This is a genomic window from Kitasatospora sp. NPDC048239 (assembly GCF_043202015.1).
Taxonomy (GTDB): Bacteria; Actinomycetota; Actinomycetes; order Streptomycetales; family Streptomycetaceae; genus Kitasatospora.
In genome coordinates this window covers 1-19,782 of the sequence record NZ_JBICZP010000029.1, presented here as the reverse complement: position 1 = coordinate 19,782, position 19,782 = coordinate 1, and the positions used below count along the sequence as shown (strand labels likewise).

The window sequence follows — 19,782 nt, the reverse complement described above, 5'->3', positions numbered from 1 at the left end:
ACGGGTCGTCAGTGCGTCTCGGCACCCGTCCGGGAGCCCGCCTCGGCCTGCTGCTCGGGCACGCGGTCGGCGCCGTACTGGTTCATCTCGGTGAGGCCGGGGGTGTAGAGGTGGATGGAGACCGCGGGCTCCAGCGAGCCGTTGACCACCTCGTGCAGGTAGCCGGAGGAGAACACCCGCTGCCCGCCGGGGCGCAGTGTGCGGGCCTCGGCGCCGCTGGGGGTACCCCCGGCCGAAGACTGGGGGAGCGTGAGGGAGCGCTCGACCAGCTCGCCCTGGACGACGGCCATCACGCCGGAGGACTCGCCGTGGTCGTGGAAGCCGCTGCTCTGGCCGGGCAGCCAGCTGAGCAGCCAGACCTCGTAGCCGGGGCCGGTCTCCAGCCGGGCGTACCAGCGGGTGAGCGCGTCGTAGCGCACCAGCGGCTCCCAGCGGGTCCGGTCGGCGGCGATCTCGCGGACCAGCCGGGCGTAGCCGGCGACGGTGGTGGGGTGCTGGGGCAGGTCGGTGCGGGCGAGGTGGGGGAAGGCGAGCGGGTCGCCGGCGATCGAGACGTCGCTCAGCCCGTCGCCCCACGGGTGGGCGGAGCGGGCGGCGGTCGGGGCGGGGGCGGTGGGCGCGAGGCCGCGGCGGGCGGGCTTGTTGCGGTCGCGGTTGCGCTTGCGGAGACGGGGCATTCGCACGGGAGTCGTCCTCGGAGTACGGCTGGTTCGTCAGGGGATCAGCCGGATCCGGGATGTCCTGGGGCGGGATGTCGCGGGCGGCCTCTGTGCTTCCTGGGCGGCGCGCGGTGGGACGCGGGCGCCTAGATACAGCAGGAACAGAGGCGACAACAGGAGTTCACGGCAGGGCGGAGCGCGGAACCGCTCCGGGGGCTGGCGAACTCTGACATAGAGGAAAGGAGACCGCATGCGGAGGGGCAGTGTCAACTCCGGAGCCAGGACATTCAGGTGGGATGGGTCATGAACTACCGGATGGGGTGATAAATCACCCTCTATGTTTCGATGTGAAGATCGCCGGGAAGGCAGCCCGATGACCGACCTGTCACGGTGACTGCACGTCATCCAGCGGGTCGTTGCGGATGGTTGCAGGTGCTTGCGGATGGTTCCACGGGATCCGGGCGGTTAGTCCGATGTGTCCATATATGTACACTATTCGTAACGGCTTGGTGCCGAGGAGTGAATCCTGGCCCCAATACCAGAGCTCGGCTTGACTGAGCCAGAGTGACGCAACTGTAATTTCACTCGTGTCGTCAGCCGCACCAGGCAACGGCAACCACGGGGACGCCAAGTAGGGGCAGAGGAGGCGCGCCACATGAGCGAGCTCTTTGAGCTGTTGATCGGTGACGGCATCGAGGAGGAGGAAGAGGAACTCGGCTGGCAGGAGCGCGCGCTGTGCGCCCAGACCGACCCCGAGTCCTTCTTCCCCGAGAAGGGCGGCTCCACCCGCGAGGCCAAGAAGGTCTGCCTCGCCTGCGAGGTCCGCTCCGAGTGCCTGGAGTACGCCCTCGCCAACGACGAGCGGTTCGGCATCTGGGGCGGCCTCTCCGAGCGCGAGCGGCGGCGGCTCAAGAAGAGCGCGGTCTGACGAGGTCGGCCCCGACCCCGCCGAGCCTTCGACAACCACACAGCTGTACGGGCGCCTCACCGCGGTGGTGGGGCGCTTTCGCGTCCCCCGTGCACACCCTCTCCACGGACACCGCGGACAAAGGCGCCATCCGGAGCCGTTAGTGTGGTGCGCCATCCGGTTGCCGTTCACCGGCTGTGTCCACCGAGAACTGGGGCCCGCGCACTCGATGACCGTCTACAGCCACCAGAGCGGCTTCACCGCTGCCAGGCCGCCCGCCTATCCGCGCCACCTGGTCACCGCCGTGATCGTCTCGCACGACGGCGCCCGCTGGCTGCCGCAGGCCCTCGCCGGCCTGCTCGGCCAGGACCGCCAGGTCCAGCGGGTGCTCGCCGTCGACACCGGATCCACCGACAGTTCCCCGCAGCTGCTCGCCGACACCCTCGGCGACTGGCTCCCGGAGAGCGGCCCGATCATCCTCGGCCGCCGGGCCGGCTTCGGCACCGCCGTCGCCGAGGCCGTCTTCAACAGCCCGCCACTGCGCCCCGAGGACCTCCCGTACCGGCTCGACCCCTCCGGCTACGACCCGGTCACCGGCGGCTGGGACGACTTCGGCGACCCGCTCGGCCACGAGGACGACCTCGGCCGCGGCGGCCCCCGCGAGACCCAGCCGGTCGAGTGGCTCTGGCTGCTGCACGACGACTGCGAACCGCAGACCGACGCGCTGCGCCGCCTGCTCCAGGTCGCCGACTCCACCCCCAGCGCCGCCGTCGTCGGACCGAAGCTGCGCAGCTGGTACGACCGCCGCCAGCTGCTGGAGGTCGGCGTCACCATCGCCCGCTCCGGCCGCCGCTGGACCGGGCTCGACCGCCGCGAGCAGGACCAGGGCCAGCACGACCAGGTCCGCCCGGTGCTCGCCGTGTCCACCGCCGGCATGCTCGTCCGCCGCGACGTCTTCGAGGAGCTCGGCGGCTTCGACAAGGCACTGCCGCTGATGCGCGACGACACCGACTTCTGCTGGCGGGTCAACGCCGCCGGGCACCGCGTCGTCATCGCCCCGGACGCCGTGCTGCGCCACGCCGAGGCCGCCAGTCGCGAGCGGCGCGCCATCGACTGCGGCCCCTCGCACCCGCACCGGCTCGACAAGGCCGGCGCCGTCTTCACCCTGCTCGCCAACTCCAAGGGCGCGCTGTTCCCCTACGTCCTGCTGCGACTGGTGCTCGGCACCCTGCTGCGGGTCTTCGCCAACCTGCTCGGCAAGGACCCGAAGCAGGCCTTCGACGAGCTCGCCGGCCTCGGCCACGAGCTGATCCGGCTGCCCCGGCTGCTGCTCGCCCGCAAACGCCGGGCCCGCACCCGGGCCGCCGACGCGCTGGACGACCGCACGCTCTTCCCCGCGCCCGGCGCCACCGCACGGCTCGCCGTCGAGGGCGTGATCGGCTCGCTCGGGATAGGGGGCGCCGATGACTCCGGGGCCGGCCGGCACGGCTCGGTCGAGGCCGGCCCGGGCGACGAGGACGCCGAGGACCTGGTCGTCGAGCAGTTCACCCTGATCAAGAAGCTGGCCCGGCGCCCGGCGCCGGTGCTGTTCGCCGCCCTGCTGGTGTTCGCCCTGGTCGCCTGCCGCGACCTGTTCGGCGGCGGGCACCTGTTCGGCGGCGCACTGCTGCCCGCCACCGACGGCGCCGGCGGCCTGTGGGCGATGTACGCCGACTCCTGGCACCCCGTCGGCACCGGCTCCACCGCCGCGGCCCCGCCGTACCTGGCACTGCTGTCGGTGTTCTCCTGGATGCTGTTCGACCACGCCGACCTCGCGGTCACCCTGCTGGTCTTCCTCGCGGTGCCGCTCGCCGCGGTCAGCGCCTACCTGGTCTCCCGGCCGCTGCTCGACTCCAAGCTGGTCCGCGCCTGGGCCAGCGCCACCTACGCGCTGCTGCCCGCCGCCACCGGCGCGCTCGCCCAGGGCCGGATCGGCACCGCCGTCCTGGCCGTCCTGCTGCCGCCGCTGGCCCGCGCCGCCGCGATCTCCGCCGGCCTCGGCATCCGCGCCGAGAGCGCCGCCAAGGGCGCCCGGCCCGGCTGGCGCCCGGTCTGGATGACCGTCCTGCTGCTCACCCTGGCCACCGCCTTCGTTCCGCTCGCCTGGGCGCTGGCCGTGCCGCTCTGCCTGGCCGTGCTGGCCGCCGCCGTGGTCCGCGGCGGCGCCTTCGGCTCCGGCCTGGACGCGCTGCGCCTGCTCGGGCTGCGCATCCTGGTGATCCTCGCGGTACCGGTCCTGGTGCTCGCGCCCTGGTCGCTGCAGGTGCTCTCGCACCCGCAGCGGCTGCTGCTGGAGGCCGGCCTGCCCGGACTGCACGGCGGCGGCGCGAGCGCGTTCGGCCTGGTCCTGGTCAACCCCGGCGGCGCCGGGGTCCCGCCGGTCTGGCTGTCCGCGGGCGTGGTGCTCGCCGCGCTGGCCGCCCTGCTGCGCGCCGACCGCCGCCGTGCGGTGCTCGCCGCCTGGGGCGCGGCCGGCGCCGGCATGGTCTTCGCCGTCGCGGTGGCCGGCACCTCCGTCACCCCCGCCTCCGGCGGCCCGGCCGTGCCCGCCTGGGCCGGCCCGGCCAGCCTGCTCGCCGGCATCGCCCTGCTGGCCGCCGCCGCGATCGGCGCCGACGGCGCCAACTCCCGCGTGGCCGGCATCGCCTTCGGCTGGCGCCAGCCGGTCGCCGCCCTGGTGGTGGCGGCCGCGGTGCTCGCCCCGCTGGGCACCGGAATCTGGTGGGCCGTCACCGGCGCCGACGGTCCGCTGCGGCGGACCGAGGCCAGCCAGGTCCCCGCCTTCATCGCGGAGGAGGCCGGCACCAGCGACCGCTCCCGCACCCTCGTCCTCACCGGGGACCAGGGCGGCGGCGCGGTCCGCTACGTCGTGGTGCGCGGCGCCGGGCTGACCCTCGGCCAGGCCGAGTCCACCGTCGACCCCGCGACCGGCACCGAGGACGGCCTGAACCGGATGGTCGGCAGCCTGCTGGCCGGGTCCGGCGCCGACCAGGCCGGCGCACTGGCCGCCTACGGCATCGGCTACGTGCTGGTCGACCAGCCGCTGATCGGCACCTTCAAGGACGTCCTGGACACCACCCCCGGCCTGGTCAAGGCCAACCAGGACGGCAGCGCCGCGCTCTGGCAGGTCAACGGCGCCCCGGCGACCCGCGCCGTGATCACCGCCCCGGGCGCCCGCCCGGTCGTGGTGCCCTCCGGCCGGCGCGACCTGGACACCGCCGTCCCGGCCGGCCCCGAAGGCCGGGTGCTGCGGCTCGCCGAGACCGCCGCCCCCGAGTGGAAGGCCACCCTGGGCGGCACCGCGCTGGAGCCCGTCACCGTCGACGGCTGGGCCCAGGGCTTCAAGCTCCCGGCAGGCGGCGGCAAGCTCGTCGTCACCCGCGAGGGCAGCCTGCTGCACACCGGCTGGATCTGGGCCCAGCTGCTGCTCGGACTGACGATCCTGGTGCTGGCCCTGCCCGGCCGCCGCAGCCACAAGGACGACGACCTGCCCGAGGAGGTGGTCGCCGCCGCCGCGCTGGCCGCCGCCGCCCAGGCGCAGGCCCCCGCGCCCGGCAGCCGCCGGGCCCGCCGGATGGCCGAGCGCGGCGAGGGCGGGGAGCCCGGCGCCGAGGACGGCGGGGTCTACGAGGGACGGCCCGGTGCCATCCCGCAGCAGCCCGCGGGCGAGCCCCCCGTCGAGGCCGTCGCGGCGGCCGCCGCCGTCCAGGACGCCGAGCCCTACGCCGACCCGTACCAGACGTACCAGCAGGCCGACCCGTACAGCTACGACCCGTACACCGCCCAGCAGCCGGTGGCCGCCCCGTACGGCGGCCAGGGCTACGGCCAGGACGGCTACCCGCAGCAGACCGCCGACGGCGGCTACCAGCAGGGGGCCCAGCACGGGACCCAGCAGGGCGGCTACGAGCAGTACCAGCAGGACCAGCAGTACGGCTACGACCCCTACCAGCAGGACGGGCAGCAGCCGTGGGTGCCGGGGCAGCCGCAGGCCGAGCCCTACTACGACCCGAACGATCCCGATCCCAACGGGCCGGGCCGGTACCCGCACCACCACGGATCGGGGAGCTGACCCGCGATGAAGAAGCCCGCCTTCACCAGGAAGTCCAAGCCCGCCGCCGAGGCGCCCGGCCCCGCCGCAGGCGCGTTCGGGGACACCTCCGGGAACGCCGCCGCCAAGGCCGCCTCCTCAGGGGGGACGCGGACCACGCAGTCCTTCCTGGCCGCGGCCGCCGTCCTCGCGGTGGTGTTCGGCGTCGCCGAGCTGCGCCCGCCGGCCGCCCCGGCCAAGGCCGACCGGGGCACCGCGACCTCGGCGCAGGTCGAGCGGACGGCCGCGGTCTGCCCGCAGCCGATCCAGGGCCTGACCGGCTCGACCACCCTCACCGCGTACACCCCGCCCGGCACCGCCGCCGGCGGCGCCACCGCCGGGGCCGGCTGGATCAGCGACGCGGCGGCGCCGGCCACGCCCCCGACCGCGGCCCCCGCCGCCCCGGCGGCGCCCGCCGCCCCGGCCGGCGCGGACAAGACCGGTGCGGACAAGGGCGGCGCGCCCGCCGACGCCCGGCTGACCCTGGCCAAGCCCGGCACCCCCGTGGCCGCCCCCGCCGGCAACGGCGACACCGCCCCCGGCGCCGGGGCCGTCGCCACCGGCGCGCTCGCGCCCGGCTTCACCGTCACCCAGACCACCACCGTCACCGAGCAGCGCGGGCTGGGCCTGTCCGGCCTCACCTGCACCCCGGCCGGCACCAGCTTCTGGTTCGCGGGCGCCAGCACCGCGGGCGACCGCACCGACTACGTCAGCCTGGTCAACACCGAGGCCACCGCCGCCGTCGTCGACCTCAAGCTGTACGGCGACAAGGGCCTGATCGAGAACGACGCCGCCAACGGCATCACCATCGCCCCCGGCAGCTCGCAGTCCGTCCTGCTCCCGACCATCAGCAAGGGCCAGGTCGCCGACCTCGCCGTGCACGTGGTGGTGCGCAGCGGCCGGGTCGGCGCCGCCCTGCACGCCGCCGACGGCGCCAAGGGCGCCGACTGGGTGCCCGCCTCGGCCGACCCGGCGCCCACCCAGGTGCTCCCGGGCCTGCCCGCCGACACCGCGGGCGCCCGGCTGGTGGTCTGGGCACCGCCGGAGGACGACGCGGACCTGAAGATCCAGCTGTCCGGCAAGAACGGCTGGTTCACCCCGGCCGGCAACGAGTCGATCCACGTCAAGGCCGGCATGGTGGCCGCCGTCGACCTCGGCAAGGTCACCCGCGACGAGGTGGCCGGCCTGCGGCTGTCGCCCAGCGACGACAAGCACCCCACCCCGGTGGTGGTCGGCCTGCGGATCGACCGGGCCGGCCAGAACGGCAAGTCCGACGCCGCCTGGCTGAGCGGGACGGTGCCGATCGGCGCCCGCGCCACCGTGGCCGACAACCGCGGCGGCGGCGCGTCCACGCTGTTCCTCACCTCCACCGGCGAGGCCGCGACCGTCCGGGTCACCGCCTCGGCGGGCACCGGCGGCGGCACCCCGGCCACCACGGAGGTCCAGCTGCTGGCCGGCGGCACGGTCGCGCTCCCCGCACCCGAGCCGGGCGGACTGAACGGCGCCTACGCGCTCACCGTGGAGACCGTCTCCGGCGGCCCGGTCGCGGCCGCCCGGATGCTCGCGATCCCCGCCAAGGACGTGCCGATGTTCACCATCCAGGCGCTGCGCGACGACCGCAGCAGCGTCAAGGTCCCGCAGGCCGCCCAGGACCCGGGCGTCGTCCAGCGCTGACATACCGTCGAGGGGCGGTACCCGGGCCCGGGTACCGCCCCTCGGCCGTCGACCCGTGCCGACCCGTCAGTCCTCGTCGTACCGGGGGTCGATGGCATCCGGCGACAGCCCCAGCAGCTCCGCCACCTGCTCGATCAGGATCTCGTGCACCAGCGCCGCGCGGTCCTCCCGGGTCTTCGCCCGGATCTCCACCGGCCTCCGGTACACCACGATCTGGCTCTTGCGCCCCTGCCGGCCCGCCGACACCCGGCCCAGCGGCACCCCGCCGTCCGCCTCCGCGTCCTCCGGAGCGTGCAGCGGCACCTCCTGGACGGCGAACTCCACCTCGATCAACTGCGGCCAACGCCGTTCAAGGCGCTCCACCGACTCGCGCACGTAGTCGTCGAACAACTCGGAGCGGGTGAGCGAGATCGGCACCTGCGGCGGCGCCAGCGGGCCGCGCAGGCCCCTGCCGTGCCGGTCGCGGTGCCGGGGGCGGCGCGAAGGTCCCGTCGATGACTGCGGTGCAGAGCTGTCCATATCACTGCCGAGGGTAGTCCTTGGGCGGTCGGAAGTGGACCACCCCGACACCGAAACGCCCGGGGTGGCGGGCGCACGGACGGGCGCGCGGACCGCGACACGGCACACCCGCCGGGCAGCCGGTCTTCGCTCCCCGGCGAGGAGTGCGGTACCGTCCACCCTCGTGAGCTCTGTACGTCGTTGTTCGCGGACCGCGTGCGGCCGGCCGGCCGTCGCAACGCTGACGTACGTCTACGCGGACTCCACCGCCGTCCTCGGTCCGCTCGCCACCTACGCCGAGCCGCACTGCTACGACCTGTGCGCCGAGCACGCCGAGCGGCTCACCGCCCCGCGCGGCTGGGAGGTCGTCCGGCTCGCCGCCGAGGCCGGCCCGCTGCGCCGCAGCAGCGACGACCTCGAAGCGCTCGCCAACGCCGTCCGCGAGGCCGCCCGCCCGCAGACCCCCCGTCAGGGCCGCGGCCCCGAGGGCGAGTCCACCGAGGCCGGCCGCCGCGGCCACCTGCGCGTACTGCGCTCGCCGGACAACTGACCCGGCCCCCCGCCGCCCGTTCGGCCGGGCCCAGGCCCTGGTCAGGGCTCCTCCCGGCACCGGCCGTTCGCCGGATCCCGGTACGCTGCCCCCCTACCGGGTACCGAACGGCATGGCACCCGGACGTATCGTGACCATGGGCGATCAGCCCGTCGATCAGACAGACACCAGGGTGGAGCCGCAGTGCGCGACCTCAAGCAGCTCGTGAAGGCGTACGACGTTCGAGGCGTTGTGCCGGACCAGTGGGACGAGAGCCTGGCGCGCGCCTTCGGCGCCGCGTTCGTGAAGGTCACCGAGGCCTCCGCGATCGTCATCGGCCACGACATGCGACCGTCCTCCCCCTCGCTCAGCCGGGCCTTCGCCGAGGGCGCGGCCGCCTACGGCGCCGACGTCGTCGAGATCGGCCTCTGCTCGACCGACCAGCTGTACTACGCAAGCGGCAAGCTGGACCTGCCCGGTGCGATGTTCACCGCGAGCCACAACCCGGCCGAGTACAACGGCATTAAGCTGTGCCGCGCCGGCGCCGCCCCGGTCGGCCAGGACACCGGCCTCGCGGACATCCGCGAGCTGGTCGAGTCCTGGACCGCCGAGGACGACACCGTCACCGTCCCCGCCGTCGACGTGAAGCCCGGCGCGCTGTCCGCCCAGGACACCCTGCGCGGCTACGCCGACCACCTGCTCGGCCTGGTCGACCTCCGGGCGATCCGCCCGCTGAAGGTCGCCGTCGACGCGGGCAACGGCATGGGCGGCCACACCGTGCCGACCGTCTTCGACGGCCTGCCGATCGAGCTCGTCCCGATGTACTTCGAGCTGGACGGCACCTTCCCCAACCACGAGGCCAACCCGCTCGACCCGAAGAACATCGTCGACCTGCAGGCCAAGGTCCGCGAGGTCGGCGCCGACATCGGTCTCGCCTTCGACGGCGACGCCGACCGCTGCTTCGTCGTCGACGAGCGCGGCGAGCCGGTCTCCCCGTCCGCGATCACCGCCCTGGTCGCCGCCCGCGAGATCGCCCGGGCCAAGGCCGCCGGCGAGGACGAGCCGACCATCATCCACAACCTGATCACCTCCTGGACCGTCCCCGAGGTGGTCCGGGAGCTCGGCGGCAAGCCGGCCCGCACCCGGGTCGGCCACTCCTTCATCAAGCAGGAGATGGCCGTCACCGACGCCGTCTTCGGCGGTGAGCACTCCGCGCACTACTACTTCCGCGACTTCTGGCGCGCCGACACCGGCATGCTCGCCGCGCTGCACGTGCTCGCCGCCCTGGGCGGTCAGGAGGGCACCCTCTCCGCGCTGACCGCCGAGTACGACCGCTACGCGGCCTCCGGCGAGATCAACAGCACCGTCGCCGACCAGGCCGACCGCTCCGCCGCCGTCAAGGCCGCCTACGCGGGCCTGGAGGGCACCACCACCGACGAGCTGGACGGCCTCACCGTCGCCGGCGACGACTGGTGGTTCAACCTGCGCGCCTCCAACACCGAGCCGCTGCTGCGCCTCAACGTCGAGGCCAAGGACCCGGCGAGGATGGCCGAGCTGCGCGACGGCGTGCTCGCCATCGTCCGCGCCTGACGCAGGCTCGCGGTGCCCCGGCCGGTAGGGTTTCCTCTCGGCCGGGGCACCGCCGTGCCACCCCTCTGAACTGGAGCCCGAACCCCATGAAGCTGGAATCCTTCCTGCTGGAGATCCTGGTCTGCCCGCAGTGCCGGGCCGCGCTCACCGAGGGCGGCACCGAGGAGCAGCCCGAACTGCTCTGCACCGGCGAGAGCTGCGGCCTGGCCTACCCCGTCCGCGACGGAATTCCGGTGCTGCTGGTGGACGAGGCCCGCCGCCCGGCCTGATCCTTGGGGGCGGACGCCCGCGCCCGCCGGTCGCCCGCACGCCCAGGCCGTACACCCAGGCCGCACCCGCAGGTCGCACCACCGCTCAGCCCGCAGCGCCCAGCCAGCAGCCGGAGGCCCGCCGCATGCTCGACGACACCCTGCTCGACGACCCGGCCGCCCTCCAGCGCGCCGACCACGACCGCGCCCTGCTCGCCCTGGCCGGCTCCGGCGCCCGGGTCCGCACCGCGCTGCGGCTCGCGGACGCGGCCGGTGTCGACCGGCTGCGACCCGACGGCCGGCCGCGTTCCGTGCTGGTCGCGGGGCACGGCAGCGCCCTGACGGCGGCCGGGATCCTGGCCGCGCTGGCCGGCACCGCCAGCCTGGTCACCGCGCTGGCGCCGACCGACGCGGCGTTCGTCCCGCGCACCGACCGGTCGGTCGCGCCGCCCGCCTTCACCGCCGGGTTCGCCTGGCAGCTCCCCGGCTGGGCCGGCCCGCTCGACCTGCTGGTGATCAGCTCCGCGGAGGGCGGTGAGCGCGGCCTGATCGCGCTCGCCGAGCAGGCCTACGCGCGCGGGTGCGCGATCGTCGTCACCGCCCCCGCCGGCAGCCCGCTCGCCGAGGCCGCCCTCCAGGTCCGGGCGCTGCCGCTGCCGTACGTGCCGTCGGCCCTGCCCGACGACGGAACGCCGCAGCCCGGCTCCGCCGCCGAGCCCGACCTGCCCGCCGAGGACCCGGCCGCGCTCTGGGCCCACCTCGCCCCGCTGCTGGCGCTCACCCAGAAGATCGGCGTGACCCAGCTGGCGTACGACTCGCTGCCCGCCACCGCCGACCTGCTCGACGCGGCCGCCGTGCGCTGCCGCCCCGACGCGGCCGCGTACCGCAACCCCGCCAAGAGCCTGGCCGCCCGGCTGGCCGGCACCGTCCCGCTGCTCTGGGCCGAGGGGCCGGTGGCCGGGGCCGCCGCCGACCGCTTCGCCGCCCAGCTCGCCGACCGGGCCGGCCGCCCCGCCCTCGCCGGGCTGCTGCCGCAGGCGCTCACCGAGCACCGCGGGATGTTCACCGGCCAGCTCGGCGCGGGCGCGGACCCGGACGACTTCTTCCGCGACCGGGTCGACGAGCCGGACCCGCTGCACCTCCAGGTCCTGCTGCTGCGCCACGTCCCGGGCGAGACGCCCGCGGAGGAGGAGGACGGGGGCCCGACCGAGGTGCCGGCCGACGACGAGGGCCCGCGCAGCTTCGGCGCCGCCCGGGCGCACCGGCTGGCCGCCGCCCACGAAGTCCGGCTGACCGAGTACGCGAGCGCCCGCCCCGACCCGCTGCACGCGCTGGCCGAGCTGGTCGCGCTCACCGACTTCGCCGCCGTCTATCTGGGGCTCGCGGCGGCGCGGTCGTAGGACGGCGTCGGCGGGCCGGTACCGTATGCGCTCGACGGAACTCGACAGAGCAGAGCGCGGGCTGGGTGAACGGCCCCCGGCGGAGGGACCATTCCGAGCATGAGCACCGAAGGCGGCACCAAGGCACTGGTCGCGGCGTTGTCCGCGAACCTGGGGATCGCGGTCAGCAAGTTCGTGGCCTTCGCGTTCTCCGGCTCGTCGTCGATGCTCGCGGAGGGCGTGCACTCGCTGGCGGACTCGGGCAACCAGATCCTGCTGCTGGTCGGCGGCAAGCGCTCGCAGCGGCTGGCCACCCCCGAACACCCCTTCGGGTACGGGCGCGAGCGCTACATCTACGCCTTCCTGGTCTCGATCGTGCTGTTCAGCGTCGGCGGCATGTTCGCCGTCTACGAGGGCTACGAGAAGATCGCCCACCCGCACGAGCTGGACAACTGGTACTGGCCGATCGGCGTGCTGGTGCTCGCGATCCTGCTGGAGTCCTGGTCCTTCTTCACGGCGTACCGGGAGGCCGTCAAGGACAAGGGCGGGCACGGCTGGCCGGCCTACATCCGGCGGGCCAAGGCCCCGGAGCTGCCGGTCGTCCTGCTGGAGGACACCGGCGCGCTGATCGGCCTGGTGCTGGCGCTGTTCGGCGTCAGCCTGACCGTGATCACGGGGGACGGCGTCTGGGACGGCATCGGCACCGTGTCGATCGGCGTGCTGCTGATCGTCATCGCGCTCGTGCTGGCGATGGAGACCAGGTCGCTGCTGATCGGCGAGTCCGCCCACCCGGAGGTGGTGGCCCAGATCCGGGACGCCCTGGTCGACCACGACTCCGTCACCACGGTCATCCACATGCGGACCCTGCACCTCGGCCCGGAGGAGCTGCTGGTCGCCGCCAAGATCGGCGTCAACGCGGAGGACACCGCCGTCCAGGTCGCCGAGGCCATCGACGCGGCCGAGGTCCGGGTCCGCCGGGCCGTCCCGATCGCCCGGGCCGTCTACCTGGAGCCGGACATCTACAGCGCGGAGAAGGCGGCCCAGGGCGACGACCCGGCCGCCACCCCGGGCGGGCCGGTACCGGGCGCGCACTGACCGCAGCACCCCGGGCCGCTCCGGCGCGGCCCGTCCAGGGCCGGTCCAGGGCGCGTCCAGGCCCGGGCCGAAAAAGCCCATACCGAGTCGGCATCCGGGGCCGCCGGTGTAGATTCGTCCCAGAGCCAGAACGTCGCTGCTGATGGCGGTCGATCGGCGGCCCGTACCCGCGAGGGTGCGCGCCGGTCGAGGGAGAGAGGTCCTCCGACGGTTTGTGCTGTGCAGCAGGGAAGCCTGCCCCCGTTCGGGGCCGGGCCGCCCCGGCGTTGCCGCGCACCCGTGCAGCCCCGCCGTGCTGCGACGCACACCAGGACCTTGGCCATGCCCCACCCCCCATCAGCGAGGAGCAGACGCATGTCGACCGACATCACCGGTGACTTCAAGGTCGCCGACCTTTCCCTGGCGCCGTTCGGGCGCAAGGAGATCCAGCTGGCCGAGCACGAGATGCCCGGCCTGATGTCCATCCGCGCGGAGTACGCCGCTTCGCAGCCGCTGGCCGGCGCCCGGATCACCGGCTCGCTGCACATGACCGTGCAGACCGCCGTGCTGATCGAGACCCTCACCGCGCTCGGTGCCGAGGTCCGCTGGTGCTCCTGCAACATCTTCTCCACCCAGGACCACGCCGCCGCCGCCATCGCGGTCGGCCCGGAGGGCACCCCGGAGAACCCGCAGGGTGTGCCGGTCTTCGCCTGGAAGGGCGAGACGCTGGAGGAGTACTGGTGGGCCACCGAGCAGGCGCTCACCTGGCCGAACGGCCAGACCCCGAACATGATCCTCGACGACGGCGGTGACGCCACCCTGCTGATCCACAAGGGCGTCGAGTTCGAGAAGGCCGGTGCCGCTCCGGACCCGTCCACCGCGGACAACGACGAGTACCGGCTCATCCTCGAGGTGCTCAACCGCACCCTGGTCGAGACCCCGAACAAGTGGACCGAGATCGCGGCCACCATCAAGGGCGTGACCGAGGAGACCACCACCGGTGTCCACCGCCTGTACGAGATGCACCGCGACGGCAAGCTGCTGTTCCCGGCGATCAACGTCAACGACTCGGTCACCAAGTCGAAGTTCGACAACAAGTACGGCTGCCGCCACTCGCTGATCGACGGCATCAACCGCGCCACCGACGTCCTGATCGGCGGCAAGGTCGCCGTCGTCGCCGGCTACGGCGACGTGGGCAAGGGCTCCGCCGAGTCGCTGCGCGGCCAGGGCGCCCGCGTCATCGTCACCGAGATCGACCCGATCTGCGCCCTGCAGGCGGCGATGGACGGCTACCAGGTCGCGACCCTGGACGACGTCGTGGAGACGGCCGACATCTTCATTACGACGACCGGCAACAAGGACATCATCATGGCCTCGCACATGGCCCGGATGAAGCACCAGGCCATCGTCGGCAACATCGGCCACTTCGACAACGAGATCGACATCGCCGGCCTCGCCGCGCTGCCCGGCATCGTCAAGACCGAGGTCAAGCCGCAGGTCCACGAGTGGCGCAAGGCCGATGGCAAGACCATCATCGTCCTCTCCGAGGGCCGCCTGCTGAACCTGGGCAACGCGACCGGCCACCCGTCGTTCGTGATGTCCAACTCCTTCGCCAACCAGACGATCGCGCAGATCGAGCTGTTCACGAAGACCGAGCAGTACCCGATCGGCGTCTACGTGCTGCCGAAGCACCTGGACGAGAAGGTCGCCCGTCTGCACCTCGCCGCGCTGGGCGTGAAGCTGACGACCCTGAGCCAGGAGCAGGCCGACTACATCGGCGTCCCGGTCGAGGGCCCGTACAAGGCGGACCACTACCGCTACTGATCCGCCAGGCCCGCCGGTCGAGCGACCGGCGGGCCGACTGATCGGCTCCGGAACGCACGGCGGCCGGCACCTCCCCTGTGGGTGCCGGCCGCCGTGCGTTCCCCGTTCTCCCCCTTCTCCCCGTTTCCCCGGGTCTTCGCTCTGGAGCCTCAGTACCGCAGGACGTCGGTGGTCCAGGCGCTCTCGTCCACGCCCAGCACCGTGGTCCTGGCGAGCAGGCCCTCAAGGCCGCCGATCTGCTCCAGCGAGGGTGCGATACCCGCCCCCACGCCCACGCAGACCTTCACGTTGTTCTCCACCCGGCAGACGGGAGGGTTGGGGTCGGTGTACGGCGAGCCGTCCGTTCCGGTCGGGGACGCGGCGGGAGCGGCGTCCACCGGCTCCAGGTTGACGGAGACGTTCTTGCCCTCGAACTGGAACATCAGCCAGAAGTACCAGGGCGAGTTCCTGAGGGGGCTCGGCCGGTTGAGCGACACGTCGGTGGCCTTGAACGCCTCGGGCAGCCGGGCGAACCGCACCGGCAGCGGGATGTCCCACCTCCCGTACTTGGCATCGGCCGCGACGCGCAGCAGGACCTCGTCCGTCAGGTCCGCGGGCTCGCCGCCGTAGGCGCGGATCTGCGCCCACCGGCCCGAGGGCGTCTGCCACCGCAGCAGGCGGTCCGGCCTCGCCTGCGCCCGCGCGTCTGGGTCGACCAGCCAGAAGGCCGGCTGCCCGTTGACGGACGGCGCCTGGACCTTCTGCCGGTTCTCGTTCGGGCCCTGCTCGACCTCCGGTTCGGGGCCGGCCGGGTACAGGGTGAGGTAGATCCGGGGGGCCTGATCGCCCTTGCCGATGGCCTCGGTGAAGATCCCGTGGTAGCCGGTCTCGTAGCCGACGCCGGACGGGCCGCCCACCCAGTCCGGCAGCCAGCCGAACGTGACGTCGGTGGTCAGCGGGTCGATCGTGGGGGGCGCCGCGGACACGGTCGGCGACGGCGACCCGGTCGGAGTGACCGAGGGCGCGGCGGGCGGGGGAGGCGCCGCGGTGCCGCCGGCCGGCTGGAGCAGCAGGGTGCCGGTCAGGACCGCCGCCGTCACCGCCGCCACCGCACCGATCGCGGCGCCGCGCCGGCGGCGCAGCCGGGCCCGTCCCTTGCGGACCGCCTCCGCGGGGTTCAGGGCGGCCGGAGGCGCGGGCGTGTCCGCCAGTGCGATCAGCTGTTCGGCCAGCCCGCTGGACTCGTTGGTGGTCATGACGTCCTCTCTGCGGCTGCGGGGCGAACGAGAAGCGTGGTGCGGAGCGTCTCCAGGCCGCGCGAGGTCTGGCTCTTGACGTTGCCCGACGAACAGCCGAGCGCGTCGGCCGCCTGGTCGACCGTCAGATCGCAGTAGTAGCGGAGCACCACGGTGGCCCGTTGGCGGGGCGGCAGGGCCGCGAGGGCCTGCCGAAGGTCGAGTGAGGCGTCGAGGTCGACGCTCACGCCCGCCGCGTCGGCCTCGATCCCGCTCCGGGTCGTCCGCCGCCACCAGGGCGATCGCTGCTCCGCCAGGAACGTGTTGACCAGCACCTTGCGGGCGTAGCCGTCGACGTTCTCGACCCGGCCGGCCCTCGACCAGTTCACATAGAGCTTGGTGACGCTCTCCTGGACCAGGTCGTCCGCACGGTGCCAGTCCCCGCACAGCAAATAGGCGACCTTGCGCAGCCAGCCGCTCCTGGAGGCCACGTACTCGGTGAACTCCTCGTCGCGTGCCTGCTTCGCCATCTCCGCCCCCTCCCTCGTACCCGTACCGACGGCGCCGTGCGCGCCGTCCACCCCCTAATGCGGGCACCCGCACCGAACGTTGCATGCCGGTCGCCACTGATCGCGGACGTAGGCTTCGCTCCATGCCCAACGGCCGGTACTCGCACCACGACACCCATGACCACGTCCTGCTCGGCGAGGAACGCTTCAGCTGCGCGCCCGGACCGGCCGGCTGGCGGTACGTCTCCAAGACGTACGGACCGGACGGCCAGGTCCTCGGCACCGTCGACCTGACGCTGGACTCGCGGGCCCGGCCGCTGCGGATGGAGCTGCGGGCGGGCGGCTGGCAGGTCCGGGGCGGCGCCGTCGACGGGGTGGCCTGGGTGCGGACCGACCCGGCCGACCCGGCGGGGGAGCTCGCGGCGGAGGGGCACGACCAGGCCCACGGCTTCACCGGGCGCTCGCCGGGCTTCCTGGTCGCCACCGCCCGGATGCTGCGGCTGCGGGAGGGGGCGAGTGCGCGGGTGCGGCTGGTCGCCTTCACCGAGCCGGTCCTGGCGCCGCGCACCTTCGACCAGGGCTGGCTGCTGGAGGGCGTGGACACGCACGAGACGGACTCCGGTCCGCTGCTGGTCGAGCGGTACCAGGTCGCGGACCTGGAGACGGGCGAGCAGCAGGTGGTGCACCTGACGGGGGACGTCGTGCTGGCGGCCGCCGGGGTCGAGCTGGAGGAGCTGGAGTCGCCGCCGAACGCCTGGCCGGCCGAGTTCGGGGGCTGAGTCCGGGGCCAGGGCCCGGGCCCGGGTTATGCCGGTGGGGCGAAGCCCGTGCCGGGTGCCTGCGGGGGAGCGGGTGCGGTCTGCTGGGCCGGTGCCGGTGCTGCCGCCGGGTGCGGTGGGGGCGGGTACCCGTGCGCCTGCTGTGCGTGCTGGGCCTGCTGTGCGTGCTGTGCGTGCTGGGCCTGCTGCGCCGCGTACCCCTGGGCCCTGGTCCACTCGCGCCGCTGGCGCTCCGCGAGCACCGCGCCGAGGTACGCCGCCGGGTGCAGACCGTACGGGACCGGGTGGCCCGTACGGGCGGCGAGGTCCTCGGCGAGCCGGGCGGCGAGCTGGTGCGCCACCGCCTGGTCCAGCTGGCCGACCCGGCCGAGCAGTTGGCGGATCGCCAGCCAGAGCGGCTCCGGCACCGCCGAGAGGTCCAGGGCGACCAGCTCGCCGCCCAGTGCCTGCAGCAGCTGGGGAGGCACCGGCGGCAGCGCCGTCGCGGCCCCGCTCCCACCGGGCACCCGCTCGCGGACGACCAGCGTCCCCGCGAAGACGTCGCCCAGCCTGCGGCCCTCGGAGGACACCGCGGAACAGATCGCGGCCGGTACCCCGCTCAGCACGACGATCTCGAAGAAGCCCACCAGACCGCGGACCAGCGAGTGCCGGAACCGGACGGGCCCGCCGTCGCTGCGCACCACCCGCAGGCCCAGGGCCGCCTTGCCAAGCGAGCGTCCGCGGGTGAAGGTCTCGATCATCACGGGGACCGCGACCATGAAGAACACCGTGAGCCCGAGCGTGAGGGCGGTGAAGGCCGCGCCGTCGAGGTCGGTCAGGGCGAGGCCCAGGACCAGCGAGGTCACCACCAGCGCGGCGGCCTGCACGAGCAGGTCCATCCCGACCGCCAGCGCCCGGCTGGGAAGCTTCGCCGCGCGCAGGCCGAGAACGACCGCCTCGCCCGTCACCAGGTCGCTCAAGACACCCGTCCGTTCCCGTTCATGGCCCGTGGGGGAGACGTCCGCCGGATCGGCCCCCACGACCCCGTGAATTGCAGTCGCCAACATACGGGGCCGCCCGCCCGGGCGGGAAGGGAGGTCCGGGCAGCCGGCCCGGCCCGGTGCGACGCCTCCTCCCGATTGCCGTCCCGAGCGGTGCCGCACTGCCGGCCGGGAGCGGGCCGCCCACCGCGCGGACGGACCTTGGCAGCCGGCCCGGCCCGGGGTTCGCACGCGGTCCGGCACCGCCCGTGAACGCCCGTACGCCCTCTGGCATGCTGGGCCGCACCTGTCCGCACGCGCCTGCCAGCGCGCCCGCGTGCCCCGCGCCGACCATGGAGCTGCCGCATGGACCTGGACGTCTTCGTCGCCACCCACCAGGGGGAGTGGGCACGGCTGGACGCCCTCGCCAGGACCAGGCGGCTCACCGGCGAGGAGGCCGACGAGCTCGTCACCCTCTACCAGCGGGCCACCGGCCATCTGGCCAAGGTCCAGGCCGCCGCCCCCGATCCCACCCTCGAAGGCCGGCTGACCAGTCTGGTGTCCCGGGCCCGCGACGCGGTGGCGGGCAGCCGCAGCAGCGGCTGGCGTGACGTCGGCCGGTACTTCATGGTCAGCTTTCCGGCCGCGCTGTACCGGGCACGGCGCTGGTGGCTGCCGGTCGCGATCCTCTCGCTGTTCGCCACGGCGCTGGTCGCCTGGTGGGTGGCCAGCCACCCGGAGGTCCGCAACAGCCTCGCCACGCCCGCCGCGCTGCGCGAGATGACCAGGCCGGGCGGTGAGTACGAGGCGTACTACTCGGACCGCCCCGCCAGCTCCTTCGCCGCCCAGGTCTGGACGAACAACGCCTGGATCGCCGCGACCTGCCTGGTCTTCGGCGTCGCGCTGGGCCTGCCCGTCCTCTACATGCTCTGGACCAACATCCTGAACCTCGGGCTCGGCGTCGGTCTGATGGCTTCGGCCGGACGCCTCGACACCTTCCTCGGCCTGCTGATCCCGCACGGCCTGCTGGAGCTGACCGCGGTCTTCGTCGCGGGGGGCCTGGGCCTGCGGCTCGGCTGGACGGTCATCGACCCCGGCCCGCGCACCCGCGCGACGGCACTGGCCGAGGAAGGCCGCTCCGTCATCGGCATGGCGGTCGGGCTGGCCGTGGTGCTGGGCATCTCCGGAGTCCTCGAAGCCTTTGTGACCCCGTCCGGCCTCCCCACCTGGGCCCGTATCTCGATCGGCGTCCTGGCCGAGGCCTGCTTCCTGCTCTACGCCCTGGTCCTGGGACGGAAGGCCGCCGCGACCGGGGAGACCGGCGACGTGGACGTGGCCGACCGGGCCGACCTGCAGCCCGTCGCCGCCTGAGTCGATGTGATCGGCAGGCCTCTGACCTGCTACTCTTCTCGCATCTCAGCCAAACCATTGACGTGGTTCGGGTGGGCTAGTAGGTTAGAACGGTTGGGACAGACTGGACAACGGTCGTCCCGGGCGTTAGTGTCTACGACACCGCCAAATCGACGCGAACTCGGTTCACGAATAAGCGTCCGACGAGGTAAATCCTGGAACTGAGCACACCGAATCCTTTGATAGGCTTCGGAGCGAAGTTGAAGGAAATCCCCTCCAGCGGGAATTCAGAGAAACAAAAGTCGGGTAAAATCGTCCGAGCGGATCTGATAAGCTGGAAACACGAAAGAACGAAGCGCCCGGAGGGTCCGCTGGAAGGCGGTCCGAAGGAAGTGTCCGTTCCTTGAGAACTCAACAGCGTGCCAAAAGTCAACGCCAGATATGTTGACATCCCCGGCCTCGA

Annotated in this window: 16 protein-coding genes; 11 read left to right on the top strand and 5 right to left on the bottom strand. The window is 73.7% G+C overall.

Going from position 1 to position 19,782, the window contains the following annotated elements; all coding sequences use genetic code 11:
* Window positions 1-8: 8 nt before the first annotated feature.
* Complete coding sequence (locus ACGFZP_RS38315; protein ID WP_392941752.1) at window positions 9-683, bottom strand: cysteine dioxygenase; 675 nt, start codon at window positions 681-683, stop codon at window positions 9-11.
* A 631-nt stretch (window positions 684-1,314) separates the two neighbouring features.
* Here ACGFZP_RS38315 and ACGFZP_RS38310 point away from each other — a divergent pair.
* The 3 genes from ACGFZP_RS38310 (at window position 1,315) to ACGFZP_RS38300 (ending at window position 7,366) form a co-directional block, all read left to right on the top strand.
* Window positions 1,315-1,587, top strand: a complete 273-nt coding sequence (locus tag ACGFZP_RS38310; protein WP_148644569.1) for a WhiB family transcriptional regulator — start codon at window positions 1,315-1,317, stop codon at window positions 1,585-1,587.
* 208 nt (window positions 1,588-1,795) lie between these two features.
* Window positions 1,796-5,674, top strand: coding sequence for a glycosyltransferase (locus ACGFZP_RS38305; RefSeq protein WP_392941750.1), 3,879 nt, complete (start codon window positions 1,796-1,798; stop codon window positions 5,672-5,674).
* Between the two features lie 6 nt (window positions 5,675-5,680).
* The gene (locus ACGFZP_RS38300; RefSeq protein ID WP_392941747.1) at window positions 5,681-7,366 is read left to right on the top strand and encodes a DUF5719 family protein; all 1,686 of its coding nucleotides are present in this window, start codon (window positions 5,681-5,683) and stop codon (window positions 7,364-7,366) included.
* 66 nt (window positions 7,367-7,432) lie between these two features.
* Here ACGFZP_RS38300 and ACGFZP_RS38295 read toward each other — a convergent pair whose 3' ends face one another.
* The gene (locus ACGFZP_RS38295; RefSeq protein WP_392941744.1) at window positions 7,433-7,885 is read right to left on the bottom strand and encodes a metallopeptidase family protein; all 453 of its coding nucleotides are present in this window, start codon (window positions 7,883-7,885) and stop codon (window positions 7,433-7,435) included.
* A 163-nt stretch (window positions 7,886-8,048) separates the two neighbouring features.
* Between ACGFZP_RS38295 and ACGFZP_RS38290 the strand changes: the two genes are divergently transcribed.
* The 6 genes from ACGFZP_RS38290 to ahcY all read left to right on the top strand — a co-directional run bounded on the left by ACGFZP_RS38290 (window position 8,049) and on the right by ahcY (window position 14,508).
* A complete protein-coding gene (locus ACGFZP_RS38290) occupies window positions 8,049-8,414 on the top strand; it encodes a DUF3499 domain-containing protein (RefSeq protein ID WP_360192635.1) in 366 nt (121 codons plus the stop codon).
* Between the two features lie 183 nt (window positions 8,415-8,597).
* Window positions 8,598-9,983: a phosphomannomutase/phosphoglucomutase gene (locus tag ACGFZP_RS38285; RefSeq protein ID WP_392941740.1), complete on the top strand. Its 1,386-nt coding sequence runs from the start codon at window positions 8,598-8,600 to the stop codon at window positions 9,981-9,983.
* 86 nt (window positions 9,984-10,069) lie between these two features.
* Complete coding sequence (locus ACGFZP_RS38280; RefSeq protein ID WP_387951742.1) at window positions 10,070-10,252, top strand: Trm112 family protein; 183 nt, start codon at window positions 10,070-10,072, stop codon at window positions 10,250-10,252.
* Window positions 10,253-10,377: 125 nt separating this feature from the next.
* The gene (locus ACGFZP_RS38275) at window positions 10,378-11,631 is read left to right on the top strand and encodes an SIS domain-containing protein (RefSeq protein ID WP_392941736.1); all 1,254 of its coding nucleotides are present in this window, start codon (window positions 10,378-10,380) and stop codon (window positions 11,629-11,631) included.
* A 99-nt stretch (window positions 11,632-11,730) separates the two neighbouring features.
* Window positions 11,731-12,705 carry a cation diffusion facilitator family transporter gene (locus ACGFZP_RS38270; protein WP_392941733.1) on the top strand — a complete coding sequence of 325 codons (975 nt, stop codon included), beginning with the start codon at window positions 11,731-11,733 and terminating at the stop codon, window positions 12,703-12,705.
* 354 nt (window positions 12,706-13,059) lie between these two features.
* A complete protein-coding gene (gene ahcY, locus ACGFZP_RS38265; protein ID WP_392941731.1) occupies window positions 13,060-14,508 on the top strand; it encodes an adenosylhomocysteinase in 1,449 nt (482 codons plus the stop codon).
* Window positions 14,509-14,657: 149 nt separating this feature from the next.
* Here ahcY and ACGFZP_RS38260 read toward each other — a convergent pair whose 3' ends face one another.
* Both ACGFZP_RS38260 and ACGFZP_RS38255 read right to left on the bottom strand, forming a co-directional pair.
* Complete coding sequence (locus ACGFZP_RS38260; RefSeq protein ID WP_392941729.1) at window positions 14,658-15,743, bottom strand: hypothetical protein; 1,086 nt, start codon at window positions 15,741-15,743, stop codon at window positions 14,658-14,660.
* Window positions 15,740-16,252: a SigE family RNA polymerase sigma factor gene (locus ACGFZP_RS38255; RefSeq protein ID WP_392941727.1), complete on the bottom strand. Its 513-nt coding sequence runs from the start codon at window positions 16,250-16,252 to the stop codon at window positions 15,740-15,742. Before ACGFZP_RS38255 ends, ACGFZP_RS38260 begins: the two co-directional genes overlap by 4 nt.
* Before the next feature lie 122 nt (window positions 16,253-16,374).
* Here ACGFZP_RS38255 and ACGFZP_RS38250 point away from each other — a divergent pair, with 122 nt between their 5' ends.
* Entirely contained in the window at window positions 16,375-17,010 is a 636-nt protein-coding gene (locus ACGFZP_RS38250; protein WP_392941724.1) for a hypothetical protein, read from the top strand.
* Window positions 17,011-17,036: 26 nt separating this feature from the next.
* Here ACGFZP_RS38250 and ACGFZP_RS38245 read toward each other — a convergent pair whose 3' ends face one another.
* Window positions 17,037-17,969 (bottom strand): RDD family protein, encoded by a 933-nt coding sequence (locus ACGFZP_RS38245; protein WP_392941722.1) that lies wholly within the window; start codon window positions 17,967-17,969, stop codon window positions 17,037-17,039.
* A 366-nt stretch (window positions 17,970-18,335) separates the two neighbouring features.
* Between ACGFZP_RS38245 and ACGFZP_RS38240 the strand changes: the two genes are divergently transcribed.
* Window positions 18,336-19,340, top strand: coding sequence for a stage II sporulation protein M (locus ACGFZP_RS38240; RefSeq protein ID WP_392941720.1), 1,005 nt, complete (start codon window positions 18,336-18,338; stop codon window positions 19,338-19,340).
* The last annotated feature ends 442 nt before the right edge of the window (window positions 19,341-19,782 follow it).

Bases quoted from the DNA above. Each gene is read 5' to 3' on its own strand.
- ACGFZP_RS38310 (WP_148644569.1), top strand. From the start codon at position 1,315: ATGAGCGAGCTCTTTGAGCTGTTGATCGGTGACGGCATCGAGGAGGAG.
- ACGFZP_RS38305 (WP_392941750.1), top strand. From the start codon at position 1,796: ATGACCGTCTACAGCCACCAGAGCGGCTTCACCGCTGCCAGGCCGCCC.
- ACGFZP_RS38300 (WP_392941747.1), top strand. From the start codon at position 5,681: ATGAAGAAGCCCGCCTTCACCAGGAAGTCCAAGCCCGCCGCCGAGGCG.
- ACGFZP_RS38295 (WP_392941744.1), bottom strand. From the start codon at position 7,885: ATGGACAGCTCTGCACCGCAGTCATCGACGGGACCTTCGCGCCGCCCC.
- ACGFZP_RS38280 (WP_387951742.1), top strand. From the start codon at position 10,070: ATGAAGCTGGAATCCTTCCTGCTGGAGATCCTGGTCTGCCCGCAGTGC.
- ACGFZP_RS38275 (WP_392941736.1), top strand. From the start codon at position 10,378: ATGCTCGACGACACCCTGCTCGACGACCCGGCCGCCCTCCAGCGCGCC.
- ACGFZP_RS38270 (WP_392941733.1), top strand. From the start codon at position 11,731: ATGAGCACCGAAGGCGGCACCAAGGCACTGGTCGCGGCGTTGTCCGCG.
- ahcY (WP_392941731.1), top strand. From the start codon at position 13,060: ATGTCGACCGACATCACCGGTGACTTCAAGGTCGCCGACCTTTCCCTG.
- ACGFZP_RS38260 (WP_392941729.1), bottom strand. From the start codon at position 15,743: ATGACCACCAACGAGTCCAGCGGGCTGGCCGAACAGCTGATCGCACTG.
- ACGFZP_RS38255 (WP_392941727.1), bottom strand. From the start codon at position 16,252: ATGGCGAAGCAGGCACGCGACGAGGAGTTCACCGAGTACGTGGCCTCC.
- ACGFZP_RS38250 (WP_392941724.1), top strand. From the start codon at position 16,375: ATGCCCAACGGCCGGTACTCGCACCACGACACCCATGACCACGTCCTG.
- ACGFZP_RS38240 (WP_392941720.1), top strand. From the start codon at position 18,336: ATGGACCTGGACGTCTTCGTCGCCACCCACCAGGGGGAGTGGGCACGG.